At 46.8% G+C, this 16,409-nt stretch carries 11 protein-coding genes and 1 CRISPR repeat array; of the genes, 7 read left to right on the top strand and 4 right to left on the bottom strand.

Going from position 1 to position 16,409, the window contains the following annotated elements; translation table 11 throughout:
• Window positions 1–96: 96 nt before the first annotated feature.
• Window positions 97–1,308 carry a URC4/urg3 family protein gene (locus SPI9445_RS0115620; protein WP_017305709.1) on the top strand — a complete coding sequence of 404 codons (1,212 nt, stop codon included), beginning with the start codon at window positions 97–99 and terminating at the stop codon, window positions 1,306–1,308.
• A gap of 350 nt (window positions 1,309–1,658) precedes the next feature.
• On the top strand, window positions 1,659–2,597 hold the full coding sequence (locus tag SPI9445_RS0115625) for a hypothetical protein (protein ID WP_164674533.1): 939 nt from the start codon (window positions 1,659–1,661) through the stop codon (window positions 2,595–2,597).
• Here the strand turns inward: SPI9445_RS0115625 and SPI9445_RS0115630 are convergent.
• Entirely contained in the window at window positions 2,581–3,675 is a 1,095-nt protein-coding gene (locus SPI9445_RS0115630) for a hybrid sensor histidine kinase/response regulator (protein ID WP_017305711.1), read from the bottom strand. The two genes, SPI9445_RS0115625 and SPI9445_RS0115630, sit on opposite strands and share 17 nt — an antisense overlap.
• A 252-nt stretch (window positions 3,676–3,927) precedes the next feature.
• On the opposite strand from SPI9445_RS0115630, the gene SPI9445_RS25825 reads away from it, so the two are divergent.
• A complete protein-coding gene (locus tag SPI9445_RS25825; RefSeq protein ID WP_017305712.1) occupies window positions 3,928–5,121 on the top strand; it encodes a histidine phosphatase family protein in 1,194 nt (397 codons plus the stop codon).
• A 127-nt stretch (window positions 5,122–5,248) separates the two neighbouring features.
• Here the strand turns inward: SPI9445_RS25825 and SPI9445_RS0115640 are convergent, their stop codons facing one another.
• Entirely contained in the window at window positions 5,249–5,443 is a 195-nt protein-coding gene (locus SPI9445_RS0115640) for a hypothetical protein (RefSeq protein ID WP_017305713.1), read from the bottom strand.
• On the opposite strand from SPI9445_RS0115640, the gene rimO reads away from it, so the two are divergent.
• The 4 genes from rimO to SPI9445_RS0115660 all read left to right on the top strand — a co-directional run bounded on the left by rimO (window position 5,442) and on the right by SPI9445_RS0115660 (window position 11,691).
• A complete protein-coding gene (rimO, locus tag SPI9445_RS0115645; RefSeq protein WP_017305714.1) occupies window positions 5,442–6,767 on the top strand; it encodes a 30S ribosomal protein S12 methylthiotransferase RimO in 1,326 nt (441 codons plus the stop codon). The two genes, SPI9445_RS0115640 and rimO, sit on opposite strands and share 2 nt — an antisense overlap.
• A 482-nt stretch (window positions 6,768–7,249) precedes the next feature.
• Complete coding sequence (locus tag SPI9445_RS0115650) at window positions 7,250–8,689, top strand: DEAD/DEAH box helicase (protein ID WP_017305715.1); 1,440 nt, start codon at window positions 7,250–7,252, stop codon at window positions 8,687–8,689.
• Between the two features lie 153 nt (window positions 8,690–8,842).
• Window positions 8,843–9,952, top strand: a complete 1,110-nt coding sequence (gene thrC / locus SPI9445_RS0115655) for a threonine synthase (RefSeq protein WP_086010356.1) — start codon at window positions 8,843–8,845, stop codon at window positions 9,950–9,952.
• A gap of 341 nt (window positions 9,953–10,293) precedes the next feature.
• Entirely contained in the window at window positions 10,294–11,691 is a 1,398-nt protein-coding gene (locus SPI9445_RS0115660; RefSeq protein WP_026079839.1) for a TldD/PmbA family protein, read from the top strand.
• Between the two features lie 250 nt (window positions 11,692–11,941).
• Window positions 11,942–14,432: direct repeats of the CRISPR family, unit length 37 nt; unit sequence CTTGAAATGAGCTATAATGCCTATGAGGTATTGAAAC.
• 95 nt (window positions 14,433–14,527) lie between these two features.
• On the opposite strand, the gene SPI9445_RS0115665 is transcribed toward SPI9445_RS0115660, so the two are convergent.
• Together SPI9445_RS0115665 and SPI9445_RS25830 are read right to left on the bottom strand one after the other, a co-directional pair.
• Window positions 14,528–14,953, bottom strand: coding sequence for an ExbD/TolR family protein (locus SPI9445_RS0115665; RefSeq protein WP_017305718.1), 426 nt, complete (start codon window positions 14,951–14,953; stop codon window positions 14,528–14,530).
• Between the two features lie 254 nt (window positions 14,954–15,207).
• The gene (locus SPI9445_RS25830; protein WP_017305719.1) at window positions 15,208–16,161 is read right to left on the bottom strand and encodes a PEP-CTERM sorting domain-containing protein; all 954 of its coding nucleotides are present in this window, start codon (window positions 16,159–16,161) and stop codon (window positions 15,208–15,210) included.
• Window positions 16,162–16,409: the final 248 nt, after the last annotated feature.

Genomic DNA, 16,409 nt, shown 5'->3' on the forward strand with positions numbered 1-16,409 from the left:
CTAATCTAGAGACTGGCATCATTCCGTAGCGTCTCGGAACGCAAATCGCCTAAAATAGCTACTTTGGCTTAATTGTACCCTCAGAATCAGCCCATCATGACCCTACCCCCCTTATATTTACAAACTCCCCTCGCCATTCGTCAAAGATGTGACATTTTGTTTCAAAAGGCTTGCCAAAATGAACTAAATCACTTTTTTTGTGACTTAACTCAACTGGATGCCGTCACAGACTATGTGCTAAAAATTACCCAAGAAACCTACCCTGATTTGAACATTCCTTTTCATAGTCGTTGGCGACATTTTGAAGTGGGAAATTATTCCCGTTTAGCTGAATTAAAAGCCGTGACTCAAACCCTTTCCCCCTTAGAACAAGCTAAAGTTTTAGTCGATTTGGTGATTGTGAGTGTGTTACTAGATGCAGGTGCAGGGGAGAAATGGCAGTATTTTGAACTCCAAACTGGGCAAATGTTTCAGCGTTCTGAAGGATTAGCCGTGGCTAGTTTCAGGATGTTTTGTTCTGGGGCGTTTTCCAGTGATAAAAACTCCCCGTTCCAAACCGATGGGTTAGGATTAGAAGGGTTGACGCTAGAGGAACTTCGAGAACAGTTTCAAGTTAGTTCAGAGAATTCCTTAGTGGGGCTAGAAGGGCGACTAAATTTGTTGCAAAAACTAGGAAACGTGATGAGAAAGTCGCCGGAATTGTTTGGGAAGGATTGCCCCCGTTTAGGAAATTTGGTCGATTATTGGCTGAGTCAACAGGAGAAAGGGGGACAATTAAGCGCGGTGACGGTGTTCAATACCATCATTCAAGGACTGGGTGAAATTTGGCCAGGACGCTTTACCCTAGAGGGGGTAAACTTGGGGGATGTGTGGCAACATTCCGCCATTCCTGATGATCATTTTGTGCCGTTTCATAAATTGAGTCAGTGGTTAACTTACTCGTTATTAGAACCTTTAGAAGGGGTGGGGCTAAAAATTAAGGACTTAGACCAACTCACGGGACTCGCTGAGTATCGGAATGGGGGACTTTGTATTGATTTGAAATTATTACAAGTCAAACAACCGAAAATATTAAAAATCCCCCATGTTCCCCGTTCAGAAGTGATTGTAGAATGGCGTGCTTTAACGGTTATTTTGTTAGATAAAATTGCTGAAAAAATGCGAGAAAAATTACAATTAACGGCCGCAGAATTGCCGCTAGTGAAGGTATTGCAAGGGGGGACTTGGACGGCAGGACGACGGATAGCGGCACAGTTACGGCAAGGCATTCCCCCGCTTACCTTAGAGAGTGATGGGACGGTATTTTGATCTTGTCCCCCTCTGGGGTGAGGAACAAGGGTTTTATGAGAAAAAAACTTATTATTTTTTTACATTTTGCTTCAAACCTTTGCCGGGTAAATATTTCAGCCCATTGAGATAATTTTATGGTCAGAGAATTAGTTTAGGATCAAAGTATATGGACTGAGAAAATTCTGTTAGGTTTTCTGGGTTCACTACGGTAATATAGGCTAGGTTCTGATTGGAACAATACTCACTCTACTTAAACTCTCTGTGTTTGCAACAGAGGGAATTAATGGGGTATATCTAACTCTAATGTGACTCACTCTCACATTCCTATCAATGCCTAGCCTTTCTCTTGATACTCAAGGGGGAATTGTATGATGTTAGGTAAACGTTCGTTGTTAGTGTTAACCAGTGGCTGTCTGGTTTGGGGTTGGGGTACTGGTGCGATTGCCGCTACATTTTACTCAATGTCCGTTTTGGGAATCTTCCCAACTGAAATGAGGATCGGGTATGGAGACAATCTCTATAATGAAAGCCTGATTTTCCAAATTGATGAAACGGGAAAGGTAGACCTCAAACTTTATGGTAGTTGCAATTACTATGGGGGGCCTTTTGTCCGCAACTGTGAACAGATTAATTATGGGGATACTTTGGCGGTAAATAGCCAAGGTCAGGGGATTTTTAATGGTTTACCGATGCCCAATCCAGCCCAAGCGTATTTTAGCGCAGGAAGTGGGGCAATGCCCCAATTAATCGGCGCAGGGTTAGCGACAGATATTAATAATCACGGTTTAGTGACGTTTAATCTGGGGAATAATATTCTCCCGTTTTCGGGTGGGTGGGGCTATAATACCCCAGAAAATAGCACAGCTTACTTATGGAATAGTCAAGATAATAGCTGGCTGAATTTAGGGCAAGGAAAAGCCTTTGGGGTGAATGATTTCGGTCAGGTGGTGGGGAGTTTTGGGCTGTGGGATAATGGGGAGTTAATGACTCTGGCTATGGTGAATAATGCCGTAGTGAATCGGGGATATAATATGCCGATGGAAGGCAATTATAACATTCTACAACTGCGTGCAATTAATAATCAAGGGCAAATTGTCGCCCTCGCAGAAGGGCCGTTAAAAATGCCGCAAATTGTGCTGTTAAACCCCTTTACTCCCGCAGAACCGAATCCTGAACCGGGGGATGGGGAGATAGTTAATCCTAACCCAAATAAAGTCCCAGAACCGAGTTTTTGGTTAGGTTTATTGGGGTTAAGTGTGTGGGGATTTTTGCGAAATTGGCGGCTTAACGTTAAAGGGTTAGGGTGATGGTAAAGGTACTCCCTTTTCCGGGTTCAGAATCTACGGTAATGTGTCCATGATGGGCGGCAATAATACACTGTGACAGGTGTAATCCTAACCCACTGCCAGCGCGGGTGTGGTCGCCTTGTCGGAAGCGTTGAAAGAGGTTTTTTTGCTCGTCGGGACTAATTCCTTGTCCGGTGTCTTGGACGGCTATTTTCACGTGTTGGGGGGTGTGGTGTAGGGCAATTTTCACGCCCCCTTGATCGGTGAATTTAATGGCATTGCCGATAATATTGATTAAAACCCGACGCAATTCTAAGGCATCTCCTGAGACGGTGGGAAAGGTTTCTGTTGTGGGGTGATAACTAAGAGATAACCCTTTTTCTGTGGCCAGTGGGGTGAGTTCTTCGATCACTTCTAGGATAATTTGGGGGAGATGAAGGGGGGTAATATTTAACCGTTTGCGGCCGGCTTCATAGCGATAGACATCTAGTAAAGTATTGACGAGGGCGAGTAAATTCTGATTACTACGAATCATAATAGATACGGCTTCCTGCATTTCTGAAGGAAGATCCCCGAAAGCGCCTTGTTGAAATAAATCTAACATCCGATCGGCCGCGACTAGGGGGGTGCGGAGATCGTGGGTGAGTCGGGAAACAAAGTCTTCTCGTTGCCGTGCGATCGCATCTCGTTCATCGACACTCTGTTTTAAGCGCAAAAGCGATCGCACCCGCGCTAACAATTCCTCAATTTCAACGGGTTTGCGGATAAAATCATCCGCCCCACTGTCCAATCCCTGCACGACACTAGCTTGATCATAAGCCGTAATTAAGAGAATCGGAATATAGGAAAGATGGGGGTTTTCTCGAATCCTTCGCGTCACCTCAAACCCGTCCATTCCGGGCATCATCACGTCTAATAAAACCAAATCTGGGGGGTTTTCTTCAATCAGGGCGATCGCATCCTGTCCATTTTCCGCCAACTCACTCTCATACCCCTCCTCCTCTAAAATACTTTGAATCAAAAACAAATTATCCGGGGAATCATCCACCACCAAGATTTTATTCACTGCCGGAGTGGGTTCAAGTCGGAAAAAGCTCATCGGGATTACACCTTACAGGGGTTCAGATAGCCAGTCAGAAAACCTTCAGGGGGACTACAACTGACAGAAGTTCAAACACAGAAGAACAGGAGAAAGGGTATGATCTTAAAGGGTTTATCCTCCCCTTGAGACAACTTTGCTCTTGAACTCAAGGATCCCCCTTTATGCCATAGTGAGAAATAGCAACCAGCAATAGATCGGGAAAACACATCCTTATTCTGACCTCAATTCTGATTTTTTGATTCAACTTCTATGCCCAGTCATCAAACACGAGTTATTTTAGTTCGCTATGGACAGAGTACCTACAATCAACAGGAGAAATTTCAAGGACAATCCCCCCATTCACAACTAACGGAACAAGGGCATTGGGAAGCCCAACAAACCGGACTCGCCCTACAACGCCTCACCCCCACCACTATTTATAGCAGTCCCTTACCCCAAGCCCAACAAACCGCCGAGGTAATTTGGCAAAGCTTCCGTTCCCATCCCCCTCATTTCCAGATTACTGAATCCTTACGGGAGATTCATCTCCCCACTTGGCAGGGGTTATCCTATCGCGTGGTACAGGAACAATTTGCCCAAGAGTATCGCATTTGGCGACAAGATCCCCAACAGTTGCAAATGCCCACCCCGGAAAGGGTTTCCCTACTCCCTCCTTTAGGGGGTGATGGGGCTACTTCCCCCCTTTTTTATCCCGTTTTAGAACTGTATAACCAAGCGCGTCAATTCTGGCGGGAAATCTTACCCCAAAATGTGGGAAAAACGATTTTGTTAGTCACCCACCGAAGCACCATCCGGGCTTTAATTAGTACCGCTTTAGGTTTAGCCCCTCAACACTATCATCGCCTGCAACAAGGGAATTGTGGGATTACTGTACTAAATTTTGCTCTCTGTTCTCATCAATTAGAACAAGAGATTCCCCCATTCGGCCAACTGGAAACCCTTAATCTAACCAGCCATTTAGGGCAAACGCTGCCCCGGTTGAAGAGTGGACAGGAGGGTTTACGCTTATTGTTAGTGCCGTCTGGGGTAAATACAGATATCATTCAATGCGAACGTCTGTCCCAATGGTTACAAACGATTCCCATTCATTTTAGTCTGACGGGGGATCTCTTAGAGTCCGATCAACTGACGGATCATCTCTTGCGTTATCATCCCACAACGCTCCAGTTACAGGTGATGCGGGAGGATTTTCCCCAAGTGTGGCAGCGCACGTTACAAACTCGTCACGCTTTTTCCCCCCATCCGGATCATCCGTCTTTAGTGACAGGTTTAGTCGTAGCACGAGATTCTCTCATTCGGCAGTTTCTGGCACAGGTCATTCAGTTACCCCCAGAACAACTCTGGCGGATTCAACTCCAAGGGGGGGCGGTAAGTGTGTTATATTGTCCCCTCAACGAGCATGGCGCTCCCACTCTTCAAGCACTGAATTTTAGGCCTTGTTGAAAGTGGAGCGCGGGAGAGAAGTTGATTACTATTCCCCATTCCCTTGACTTGTCGGCCTTGAATCGGGAAGGGGAAGAGATTCTCTAAAAAAGTAGACTATTGGGGACTGGAAACGCTATACTACCCATTACCTATTACCTAATTTGAGGATGGGGGGGAGTTCATCGAACAGTCGGGCAGATTGCCCCACCCCCCATCCTTTAGTTTTGACCTTCTTCGGATGTTGACGGGTCAAGGTTGCCCATCCTCTAACTTTTTCCTTGCCATTCTCCTCCCCTTGTGTTACAATGGGGAGTCCGACATCCAAAAGAATGGAAAGCATGGGCAACAAGCCAACCATTGCGCTCTCGCACTTGGGCTGTGAAAAAAACCGAGTTGATTCAGAACACATGATCGGTCTGCTAGTGGAAGCGGGCTATGGTGTGGACTCCAACGAAGAAACGGCTGATTATGTAATCGTTAACACTTGTAGCTTTATCCAAGCCGCACGGGAAGAATCAGTCCGCACCTTAGTTGAACTAGCAGAAGCCGATAAAAGAATTGTCATTACGGGCTGTATGGCCCAGCACTTTCAAGCAGAACTGTTAGCAGAAATCCCCGAAGCGGTGGCCGTGGTAGGCAGTGGGGACTATCACAAAATAGTCGATGTGATCCAACGGGTGGAAGAAGGGGAACGGGTGCAGGAAGTCTCCGCCGAACCGGTGTATATTGCCGATGAAACGGTGCCGCGTTATCGCACTACAACGGAGGGGGTGGCTTATCTGCGGGTAGCAGAGGGCTGTAATTACCGTTGTGCCTTTTGTATTATTCCTCATTTGCGAGGGAACCAGCGATCGCGCTCCATTGAATCCATCGTCCAAGAAGCCCAGATGTTAGCAGATCAGGGCGTGCGGGAATTGGTCTTAATCTCCCAAATTACGACCAACTACGGTATAGATTTGTATGGAGAACCCAAACTCGCCGAACTGTTGCGGGCATTAGGTCGAGTTGATGTACCTTGGATACGGATGCACTATGCCTATCCCACAGGACTCACCCCGGCGGTATTAGCCGCCATGCAGGAAACCCCGAACGTTTTACCGTACTTAGACCTGCCCCTGCAACATTCCCACCCGGAGATTTTGCGCGCCATGAATCGTCCTTGGCAAGGGCGAGTGAATGACGAAATCATCGAGCAACTGAAAACCGCTTTGCCTGATGCCACCTTACGGACGACCTTTATTGTAGGTTTTCCGGGAGAGCAAGATCACCACTTCGAGCATTTAGCAGAATTTGTCCAACGTCACGAATTTGATCATGTGGGGGTGTTCACCTTCTCACCGGAAGAAGGCACCCCGGCTTATAACTTGCCCCAACAGGTCGATCAAGAGATTATGGACGAACGGCGCGATCGCCTGATGTTGATACAACAACCCATTGCCACCCGCAAAAACCAAGCCCAAGTCGGGAAAACCGTACAAGTCTTAATTGAACAAGAAAACCCCGCCACTGGGGAGTTAATCGGTCGTTCAGCCCGCTTTGCCCCCGATGTAGATGGTTTAGTCTACGTGCAAGGTTCCGCCCATTTAGGCAGTCTAGTTCCTGTAAACATTACGGATGCGGATGTTTACGACCTCTACGGGGTTATTTCAGGGAACAGGGAATAGGGAATAGGTAATAGGGAATAGGTAATAGGGAATAGGTAATGGGGAATAGGTAATGGGGAATAGGTAATGGGGAATGGGGAATAGTAATCAACTTCTCTGTCTCCCTCTCTCCCCCTCCCCCCGACTCCGGCCACTGAGCGAAGTCGTTCACTTCGTGACGCTCCGCGTTTGCTGCGCAACGCTACGCGAACGCGTAGCGTGACCTAGGAAAGTGCCGATTCCCGACTCCCGACTCCCGACTCCCGACTCCCCACTCCCCACTCCCCACTCCCGACTCCACAAGCCCTACCTACCCACCCAAACTCATCCAGAAGAAAGATTAACGGACAGAAAGTAAGAAACCTTCTACAATGGGAAGTAAGCTTAGGATTTCTTAACAAAATGGGGTAAATTTAGAGAGTCCCCTTGACAATCCGCCCTTTTCCCTATTTGCAAAATTCGTTAACTTTCCTAAACTATACGAAAGCAACAACAAGTAACCTATGACAATTTCGTTCAAAAGCCTGGGACTGTCTGATGTGCGCGTCGAACATCTCGAAGCAATGGGTTTCAGTGAACCCACCGAGATTCAAACGCAAGCGATCCCGCAACTGTTAGCGGGGCGCGACGTAGTGGGTCAATCCCAAACAGGAACAGGTAAAACCGCAGCTTATTCTTTACCCATCCTTGAACAGATTGATCTGCAAGGGTCCGAGGTGCAAGCCTTGATCTTGACTCCGACCCGTGAACTCGCACAACAAGTCGCCCAGGCCATTGAAGATTTTTGGGTCAACCGGAAGTTACGAGTTTTAACCGTTTGTGGAGGTCAATCCATCGAGCGGCAAATTCGCAGCCTCCGCCGGGGGGTGCATATTGTTGTGGGAACACCGGGACGGGTGATTGATTTACTGGATCGCAATGAGTTAAATCTCGATCAATTACAATGGGTCGTCCTCGATGAAGCCGACGAAATGTTAAGCATGGGCTTCATTGACGATGTGAAGAAAATTTTACGAACCACGCCGGAACAACGGAAAACTTGCTGTTTTTCCGCTACCATGCCCGGAGCCATTCGGGAATTAGTCCAACAGTTCCTAAAATCTCCCGTCACAGTCACCGTCTCTCAGCCCAAAGCCGCACCGACTCGCATTGAGCAGAAAATCTATATGGTGCCTCGCAGTTGGACTAAAATTAAAGCCCTACTGCCCATTTTGGAAATGGAAGATCCCGAATCTGGGATCATTTTTGTGCGCACGAAACGCAGTGCCGCCGAAATTACCAGCAAACTCCAAGATGCCGGCCACAGCGTAGACGAATATCACGGCGACTTGAGCCAAAACCAACGGGAACGCTTAGTGCAACGCTTCCGTTCCGGTCAAGTGCGCTTAGTGGTGGCTACGGATATCGCGGCGCGGGGGTTAGATGTGGAAGACCTCAGCCATGTGATTAACTACGACTTACCCGATAACACCGAAACCTATATTCACCGCATTGGACGGACAGGACGGGCTGGGAAAACCGGAACCGCTATTTCCCTGATTCAGCCGATGGATCGTTATCTGTTACGTCGCATTGAACGACGGGTGCGCCAAACCTTGGCCGTGGATAAAATCCCCAGTCGTTCCGATGTGGAAGCCCATCGCTTGGATAAATTACAAAGTAAGGTACAAGAGACGTTAGCCGGGGAACGGATGGCCTCCTTCCTCTCTACGGTTAAGGAATTGAGCGCGGAATATGATCCCCAAGCGATCGCCGCGGCCGCCTTACAGATGGTCTATGACCAGTCCTGCCCCAATTGGTTAAAGTCAGATTGGGATGTGCCGAATGTTGACCCCAATAAACCGATTAAGCGGAGTCAGTTACGCAAACTGGGAAAGCAGAATAGCGAGGACTCGTCGGATTCCTTGCCGCGAAAATCGGCTGTTCCCAATAAAGCGCGTTAAGCCATGAGGTTGGGGTGAAACTCCCGGTTTTCAATTCCCTTGGGGTTGAAGTCTGGGAGTTCACGCATTCAATGGAATAATGGAAAAAGAAGCTGGAAGGGCGCTCTTAAGGCTCTCTTCCAGCTTGTAATTGATGTTTAAGGTTCAAGGACTGTGGTTCTGAGTTATTCTGCAACAAATTCATCGGATCAAGTGGCTAATCGAGGGCAATGGCGAGGTTTGATTGAAGAGTATCGGGCGTTTTTGCCAGTGAGTGAAAATACCCCGGTGGTGACATTACAGGAAGGGAACACCCCCCTGATTCCGACTCCGGCGATCGCACAACAAATCGGTCGGGGGGTGAAAGTCTATGTGAAATATGACGGCTTAAACCCCACAGGCAGCTTTAAAGACCGGGGGATGACTATGGCCATCTCGAAGGCCAAGGAAGCGGGCGCTCAGGCTGTGATCTGCGCCAGTACCGGGAACACCTCGGCGGCGGCGGCGGCCTATGCCAGACGCGCCGGACTCAAGGCGTTTGTGGTAATTCCCGATGGTTATGTGGCCTTGGGGAAATTGGCGCAGGCCTTAGTTTATGGGGCGGAAGTAATTGCCATTGAGGGCAACTTCGACGACTGTTTAAACGCCGTGCGCACGATGGCTCAAGAGTATCCTGTAACCTTGGTGAATTCGGTGAATCCTTTCCGATTAGAAGGGCAAAAAACCGGGGCTTTTGAAGTGGTGGATGTTTTGGGAGACTCTCCCGACTGGCTTTGTATTCCCGTGGGGAATGCGGGGAACATTACGGCCTATTGGATGGGGTTTTGTGAGTATCATCAGGTGGGCAAGTGTCAAAAACTGCCCAAAATGATGGGGTTTCAAGCGGCGGGATCCGCCCCGATTATTCAGGGGCATCCTATCGCGGATCCGAAAACCATTGCCACGGCCATCCGCATTGGCAATCCGGCGAGTTGGGATAAAGCGATCGCCGCCCAAGAAGCCTCCCAAGGGGCTTTTAATGCGGTGACAGACGAGGAAATTTTAGCGGCCTATCGTTTATTGGCAAGTCAAGAAGGGGTATTTTGTGAACCCGCCAGTGCGGCCTCGGTGGCGGGATTACTGAAGGTGAAAGAACAAGTCCCCTCTGAGGCGACGGTGGTTTGTGTGTTGACGGGGAATGGCTTAAAAGACCCGGATTGTGCCATTCAAAACTGCAACAATCCCATTAAATCCGGCGTAGCCCCTAATGTGGGTGCGATCGCTCAAGCAATGGGGTTTTGTTAGGGGATAGGTAATCTTGAGCAGTTAATGCCCAAAGATTAGAAGTCAAGGGAACAGGGGGGAGGGAAAATCTGGTTGTGTCCAAAATTGAAGACCCTACAAATAGTGTCGTCCAATTTATTGGACACTATATATGGGACTTGACAAAATGCACACAAGCTTAACTTGTTAAGGTTGCCTATTCCCTATTACTTATTACCTCTCCCCTGCTCCCCCATTCCCTAGCCCAGTGATTCAGCAAGCCCTCTAGACACCAACGGGCATTGTAATGTTTTTTGGCTTTTCCTTCCAGTATCCTAGAGGAATAGAGGATAATGTTGCCCTGTTGTGGTTTTGAATTCACCATGTCCCACCTACTCACCGACCGGAAAGAGCTATTGACGGATTTAATTGCTCGCTATCGCCACACGGTAGACTTTCTCGCCATTCGTCTAGAATCCTCTCAAGGCACGGAGATTTTATTACGAGGTGAAAATGTGGAGACGTTGAGCGAAGGGGTATCCTTGGGGGGGCAAGTGCGGGCTTGTCATAAAGGGGGCTGGGGTTTTGCTAGTTTTAATCAACTTTCTAGCTTAGATGAGCGCGTTTCAGAAGCCATTAGTGCCGCTCATTTGGTGGGGGAAGAAGAAACCCTATTAGCCCCGATTGACCCGGTGCAAATTAACTGTAAACTGCCCTTAATGGGAACAGATCCCCGTCTTGTTCCCTTGAGTGACAAAAAACAATTATGCGATCGCTACAACAACCTCCTCCGCCACTACAACCCCCAAATCACCACAACTTCCGTCCGTTACAGTGACAGCACTCAAACCATCCTCCTCGCCACCTCCGAAGGCACCCTGATGGAGCAATCTTGGTCAGACATGGAAATGCGCTTTTCAGCCACAGCCCGACAAGGAGACACAGTACAAACCGGACGAGAAACCACCGGATCCCGCAATGGTTACGAAGACCTACTGAACTTAGAACATCAAGTACAAGGGGCAGCACAACGGGCTGTCTCTGCCCTCTCCCTGCCCCCTGTACGAGGCAAAGTGTACCCAGTGGTTATTGACCCCATTTTGACTGGGTTGTTCGTTCATGAGGCTTTTGGACACCTCTCCGAGGCCGATATGGCCTACGAAAATCCCGACCTCTTGGAAGTCATGACAATGGGTAAGCGCTTTGGCCCCCCGGACTTGCAAATCTACGACGGGGCAGCCCCTTCTGGACATCGAGGCAGTTATTTCTATGATGACGAAGGCACCCCAGCCACAACTACCCAGTTGATTCGGGATGGGGTGTTAGTGGGACGCTTGCATTCTCGGGAAACGGCCGGAAAGTTGGGGGAAAAACCCACAGGTAACGCACGCTGTTTAAATTATTTTTATCCCCCCATTGTTCGCATGACCAACACTTGGATTGAACGGGGTAAAACTCCTGTCGCGGAGTTATATTCGGATATCCGGGAAGGGGTGTATGCCAAAAACTGGTTAGGGGGGATGACGAATGGGGAAATGTTCACCTTTACAGCCGGGGAAGCGTGGATGATTCGCAATGGGGAATTAGCGGAACCCGTGCGGGATGTTACGCTTTCGGGCAATGTGTTTAAAACCTTGGCTAATATTGAGGCCATTGGGGATGATTTTTATTGGGATGAGTCGGGAGGATGTGGCAAAGGGGGACAAAGTGGTTTAGCGGTAGGCTGTGGGGGGCCAAGTTTACGGATTAGAAATGTGGTCGTGGGGGGAGAAGCGGATTGAGTTGTTTGTCTCTCCCGGGATTTTGCGCGACGGGGTAGGTGTTTTTGAGAGGGGGTGTTTGAAAAGGGCTGTAACTCAAGGTGGCTCTGGTTTTGCTGTGTGTTCAGGGTTGGAGGGTGTCGCGCACCTTACAGGGCAAGGGTTTCAGCCGTTTCTTGTCTTTTTCCGTTGGCTGTGTTATAGTTTTTTTGTGGGTGTCGCGCAAGTGAGGCGGGAAAGTCCCACAAGGTCACGGTTTCAGAGTGCCGCTCTTGAAATGAGCTATAATGCCTATGAGGTATTGAAACTTTGAGCAAATTTTTTATCCGATTGAGCAAGCTGCTCTTGAAATGAGCTATAATGCCTATGAGGTATTGAAACCGGCTGGTCGTGAGGATTGGTTGTTGTTGCTGGTCAACTTGAAATGAGCTATAATGCCTATGAGGTATTGAAACACATGGGGACTCAAAGGACATCAAAAACAACACTTGAAATGAGCTATAATGCCTATGAGGTATTGAAACACTTTAAGCGACGGTATCAAAATCAGTGCCTACCTCTTGAAATGAGCTATAATGCCTATGAGGTATTGAAACGCAAAACTCTGGGTCGGTTTCGGAGATTGTAACCTTGAAATGAGCTATAATGCCTATGAGGTATTGAAACGAGTTGAAAATACAAAGGGGCGTTACTGGTGCATCTCTTGAAATGAGCTATAATGCCTATGAGGTATTGAAACTTCCCTTTAAGGATATCCATTTAAAGGAAATCCAATCTTGAAATGAGCTATAATGCCTATGAGGTATTGAAACAAAATTTGAAATGGCTCGAAAATTCCCCTACGAAGACTTGAAATGAGCTATAATGCCTATGAGGTATTGAAACGAGTGCAGCCTTAACCTGTGCATTCCTTGCCGCCTTGAAATGAGCTATAATGCCTATGAGGTATTGAAACAACAAATTTTGTGGCAATAGTGCAACAATTGCAACCTTGAAATGAGCTATAATGCCTATGAGGTATTGAAACTTGAAACTGTGTTTGAATTACAATCCAATCCGTCCCCTTGAAATGAGCTATAATGCCTATGAGGTATTGAAACGTATGTTTTCATTCTTCCTTCTTCCTTGCTTCCTTGAAATGAGCTATAATGCCTATGAGGTATTGAAACATTGATCCTGACTACGATCTGACCATCTCCAACTTGAAATGAGCTATAATGCCTATGAGGTATTGAAACGGTGTATTCGGGCAAGAGATCATCTTCTAGCTGCCTTGAAATGAGCTATAATGCCTATGAGGTATTGAAACAATCAATATGATTGGATCATTTATTCGTCCGACGCTTGAAATGAGCTATAATGCCTATGAGGTATTGAAACCGGCGAGGTTGGCAGCGTTGGCATCGATGGCGGATTCTTGAAATGAGCTATAATGCCTATGAGGTATTGAAACTGAGACATAGACAAACCCTCCGCAAGAGAGGTTGCGCTTGAAATGAGCTATAATGCCTATGAGGTATTGAAACTTCTCTACCGAATACCTTGTTTTCCCATACTGGTTCCCCTTGAAATGAGCTATAATGCCTATGAGGTATTGAAACTCCTATGTCGGGCAGCCCTGGCGGATTCCCTTTGGACTTGAAATGAGCTATAATGCCTATGAGGTATTGAAACCAGTCCCTGAATATCCTGTGCCGGGTGAATTCAGCTTGAAATGAGCTATAATGCCTATGAGGTATTGAAACGAGGAGGTGGAAAATCTCCTGCTCCTCAGATATCACTTGAAATGAGCTATAATGCCTATGAGGTATTGAAACCGGAAAATCCCCGAACGGACTCGCTCAGTTGTACCCTTGAAATGAGCTATAATGCCTATGAGGTATTGAAACACTTTCTTGAAAGCCATAACAGATTTAACAGACTTGAAATGAGCTATAATGCCTATGAGGTATTGAAACCTATGGCCGCCAGTGTTGGCAATTTCGCCACCGTACTTGAAATGAGCTATAATGCCTATGAGGTATTGAAACCAAACGCTAGAGCCACACCGATTCTAAAGGTTTCAACTTGAAATGAGCTATAATGCCTATGAGGTATTGAAACATTGAATAATAAATACTGCAATAATCATCCCTGTTGACTTGAAATGAGCTATAATGCCTATGAGGTATTGAAACCTGACCAAACACACCGAAACTCCCATCGTAAGACTTGAAATGAGCTATAATGCCTATGAGGTATTGAAACGCCGTCCATTTTCTCTCGTTAGTACCCCATTACTCCTTGAAATGAGCTATAATGCCTATGAGGTATTGAAACTCGTAATTTCATGCTGCATAAAATCATAAAGAGTGCCTTGAAATGAGCTATAATGCCTATGAGGTATTGAAACGCATCAAAGATTCCCAAAATTTGCATGGGTTCCAAAATCCTTGAAATGAGCTATAATGCCTATGAGGTATTGAAACCAGTTACAAGGGCGATCGCTTCCGGTGTCAAAGACTTGAAATGAGCTATAATGCCTATGAGGTATTGAAACGGGGGGCGGGACTCCTCGGCCGAGCATATACACCAAGAATCGGCTTGAAATGAGCTATAATGCCTATGAGGTATTGAAACCTTGGGAAACACTGGCCACAGACTCACCCTGTATGCTTGAAATGAGCTATAATGCCTATGAGGTATTGAAACGCAAAACTCCAAAACAGGAATTTCTGTAAATTTACTTGAAATGAGCTATAATGCCTATGAGGTATTGAAACCCATCACTCACCCCCGCCTCCATTCCAAGCGGCAGAGCCGCGCAATCCCCGCGTCACGGCAGAGCCATGACACGAGAGGGAGACAGGAGAAAGGTCTACTGCTCCATCGGTTCAATGCCCAAAGAAACCCGATCTCCTCCTATAGTTTTCATCGCGGCTAACCATTGAATCACCACCTCATAGGGAACATCTGGTTCTGCCACCAAAACAACAACTCCGTCGGGAACTGTAGCTAAATAGTTGGGAATTTGGGTCAAGATTTGTTCTTGAGTAAAAGGCTCTTCATTGACAATCCCTTGCTGAGTTGCTGTCAGACGCACCAGAAAAAAATCCCGCTCTAACTGATCAGATACTTCCCCATCTTCCGGCCCAGGTAGTTGTACTTCTACCCCATCGGGTGCGGTGGTGAGCAACATGGAAATCAAGACAAAAAAGGCTAAAACCGCCATCATCACATTGAGCATAGGGATGAGGTCAATTCTAGGAATAGGGGCGAGATTGTTTTGAGATTTAAAGCGCATTTGAATTATCCTGCCCTGTCCTTGGGGAGGATGGGACTTCCTGATTTAACGGGAAAAGCATCAAAGTAGTTTAACATGAAAAGCCGTCCTAAAAGGAGGGGGCTTTGAACCCAAAATCCTTGGTAAGTCAACAAGCCCTAGTTAGCCCTCAAGAACAAAATATCCTCCCAGTTGCCAAGAACAGGGGGGATATTAATTGAGGGCAAAAACCCTCTACTCAGGAAGAAACCAAAAATCAAATTAGGTCAATCAAACTAGGTGATTGGTTGACGACGTTTTGCACCGACGAGAGCCGCAGCACCCAAGGTTAAACCCAGTAAAGAGGCGGGTTCGGGAACGGCTTCAGGCTCAACGGGTGTATTATCCGCAAAAGTTCCCATCATGCCCATTGTGTCATTGGCACATTCAGCTAACACATGAGCAATCCAAGATAATTCGCCTTGAGGCAGTAAGGAACGCGCAAAGCTGAAACCAAAGGTTTGAGTTCCTAATACTGTGCCTAAGCCATCTTGCGCCGCTTGTCCTTTGAAGTCTAACCCTAACGCAGAGAGTTGAGCAACGTCTAAGAGGGTAATGTTGCCGACTTTCTCTTGATAGGTGTTGATAACGCTATGACCATGAGTGCCTAAGTAGGCTTGGCTTTCTGCTAAGGTCATGCCGTCGATTAATTCCACGGTGCCGCCTTTGGAATTAACATAGTTATTGAATTGGGTATAACTGCTGTAGCCTTGGTTTACTTGAGTGACGTTTTTGGTGGTGACACCGGAGAAAATTCCGGTTTCTCCTCCAGCTACACCGGAATCATTTTTGGATGAGAAACGAATCGCTAATAAATCAGAAGTTCCTTTGACTTGTTCAAAGGTTTTGTCGGGATTCAAGTTCAGGAATAAGTCGCCCCAAGCAATGGTTCCGTTTTGTACGTTGTTATGTTTCCAGCCATCTAGGTGGATATTGGAGTTAAAGGCAAAAGTAACAGTATCATTTACTAAATCTTCAACATAGGCCATGCCAAACATCTCAAAGTTACTCTTAACACCAACCCCATGTCCACCTGTTCCACCGTTTTGGTTTAAGGTTCCTGAACCATCTTTAAAGGAGTCCCAAGAATAATTCCAAAGGGTTCCAGCTTGGACAGGTAAAGCCATTGCACAAGCACAAGTGGTCGCTAAGGCTGTACCAAATAATGTTTTAACAAGATTAGTTTTCATTGTCGTTCCCCCTGTTGAAGTGTGCGTATTTTGCTTTCTTGTAGATACGCCCTTGTTGTCTTGATATTTCAACTTTAGCGTTACGATTAGAGCGTGACAAGAGGAAATCAAAAACTTGTTCTAAGCTTTACAAAAAAAGTTCCCGATTGTTACAAAAGTTTATTGTTTGAGGAATCTTTAACGTTTTGGTTACTCTTCCTTCAGTGATAATACTTGTTTCCCAGTATTATCACTGAAGCTTAAAGCTA

Origin of the sequence: Spirulina subsalsa PCC 9445 (genome assembly GCF_000314005.1) — a bacterium.
Lineage (GTDB): Bacteria > Cyanobacteriota > Cyanobacteriia > Cyanobacteriales > Spirulinaceae > Spirulina_A > Spirulina_A subsalsa.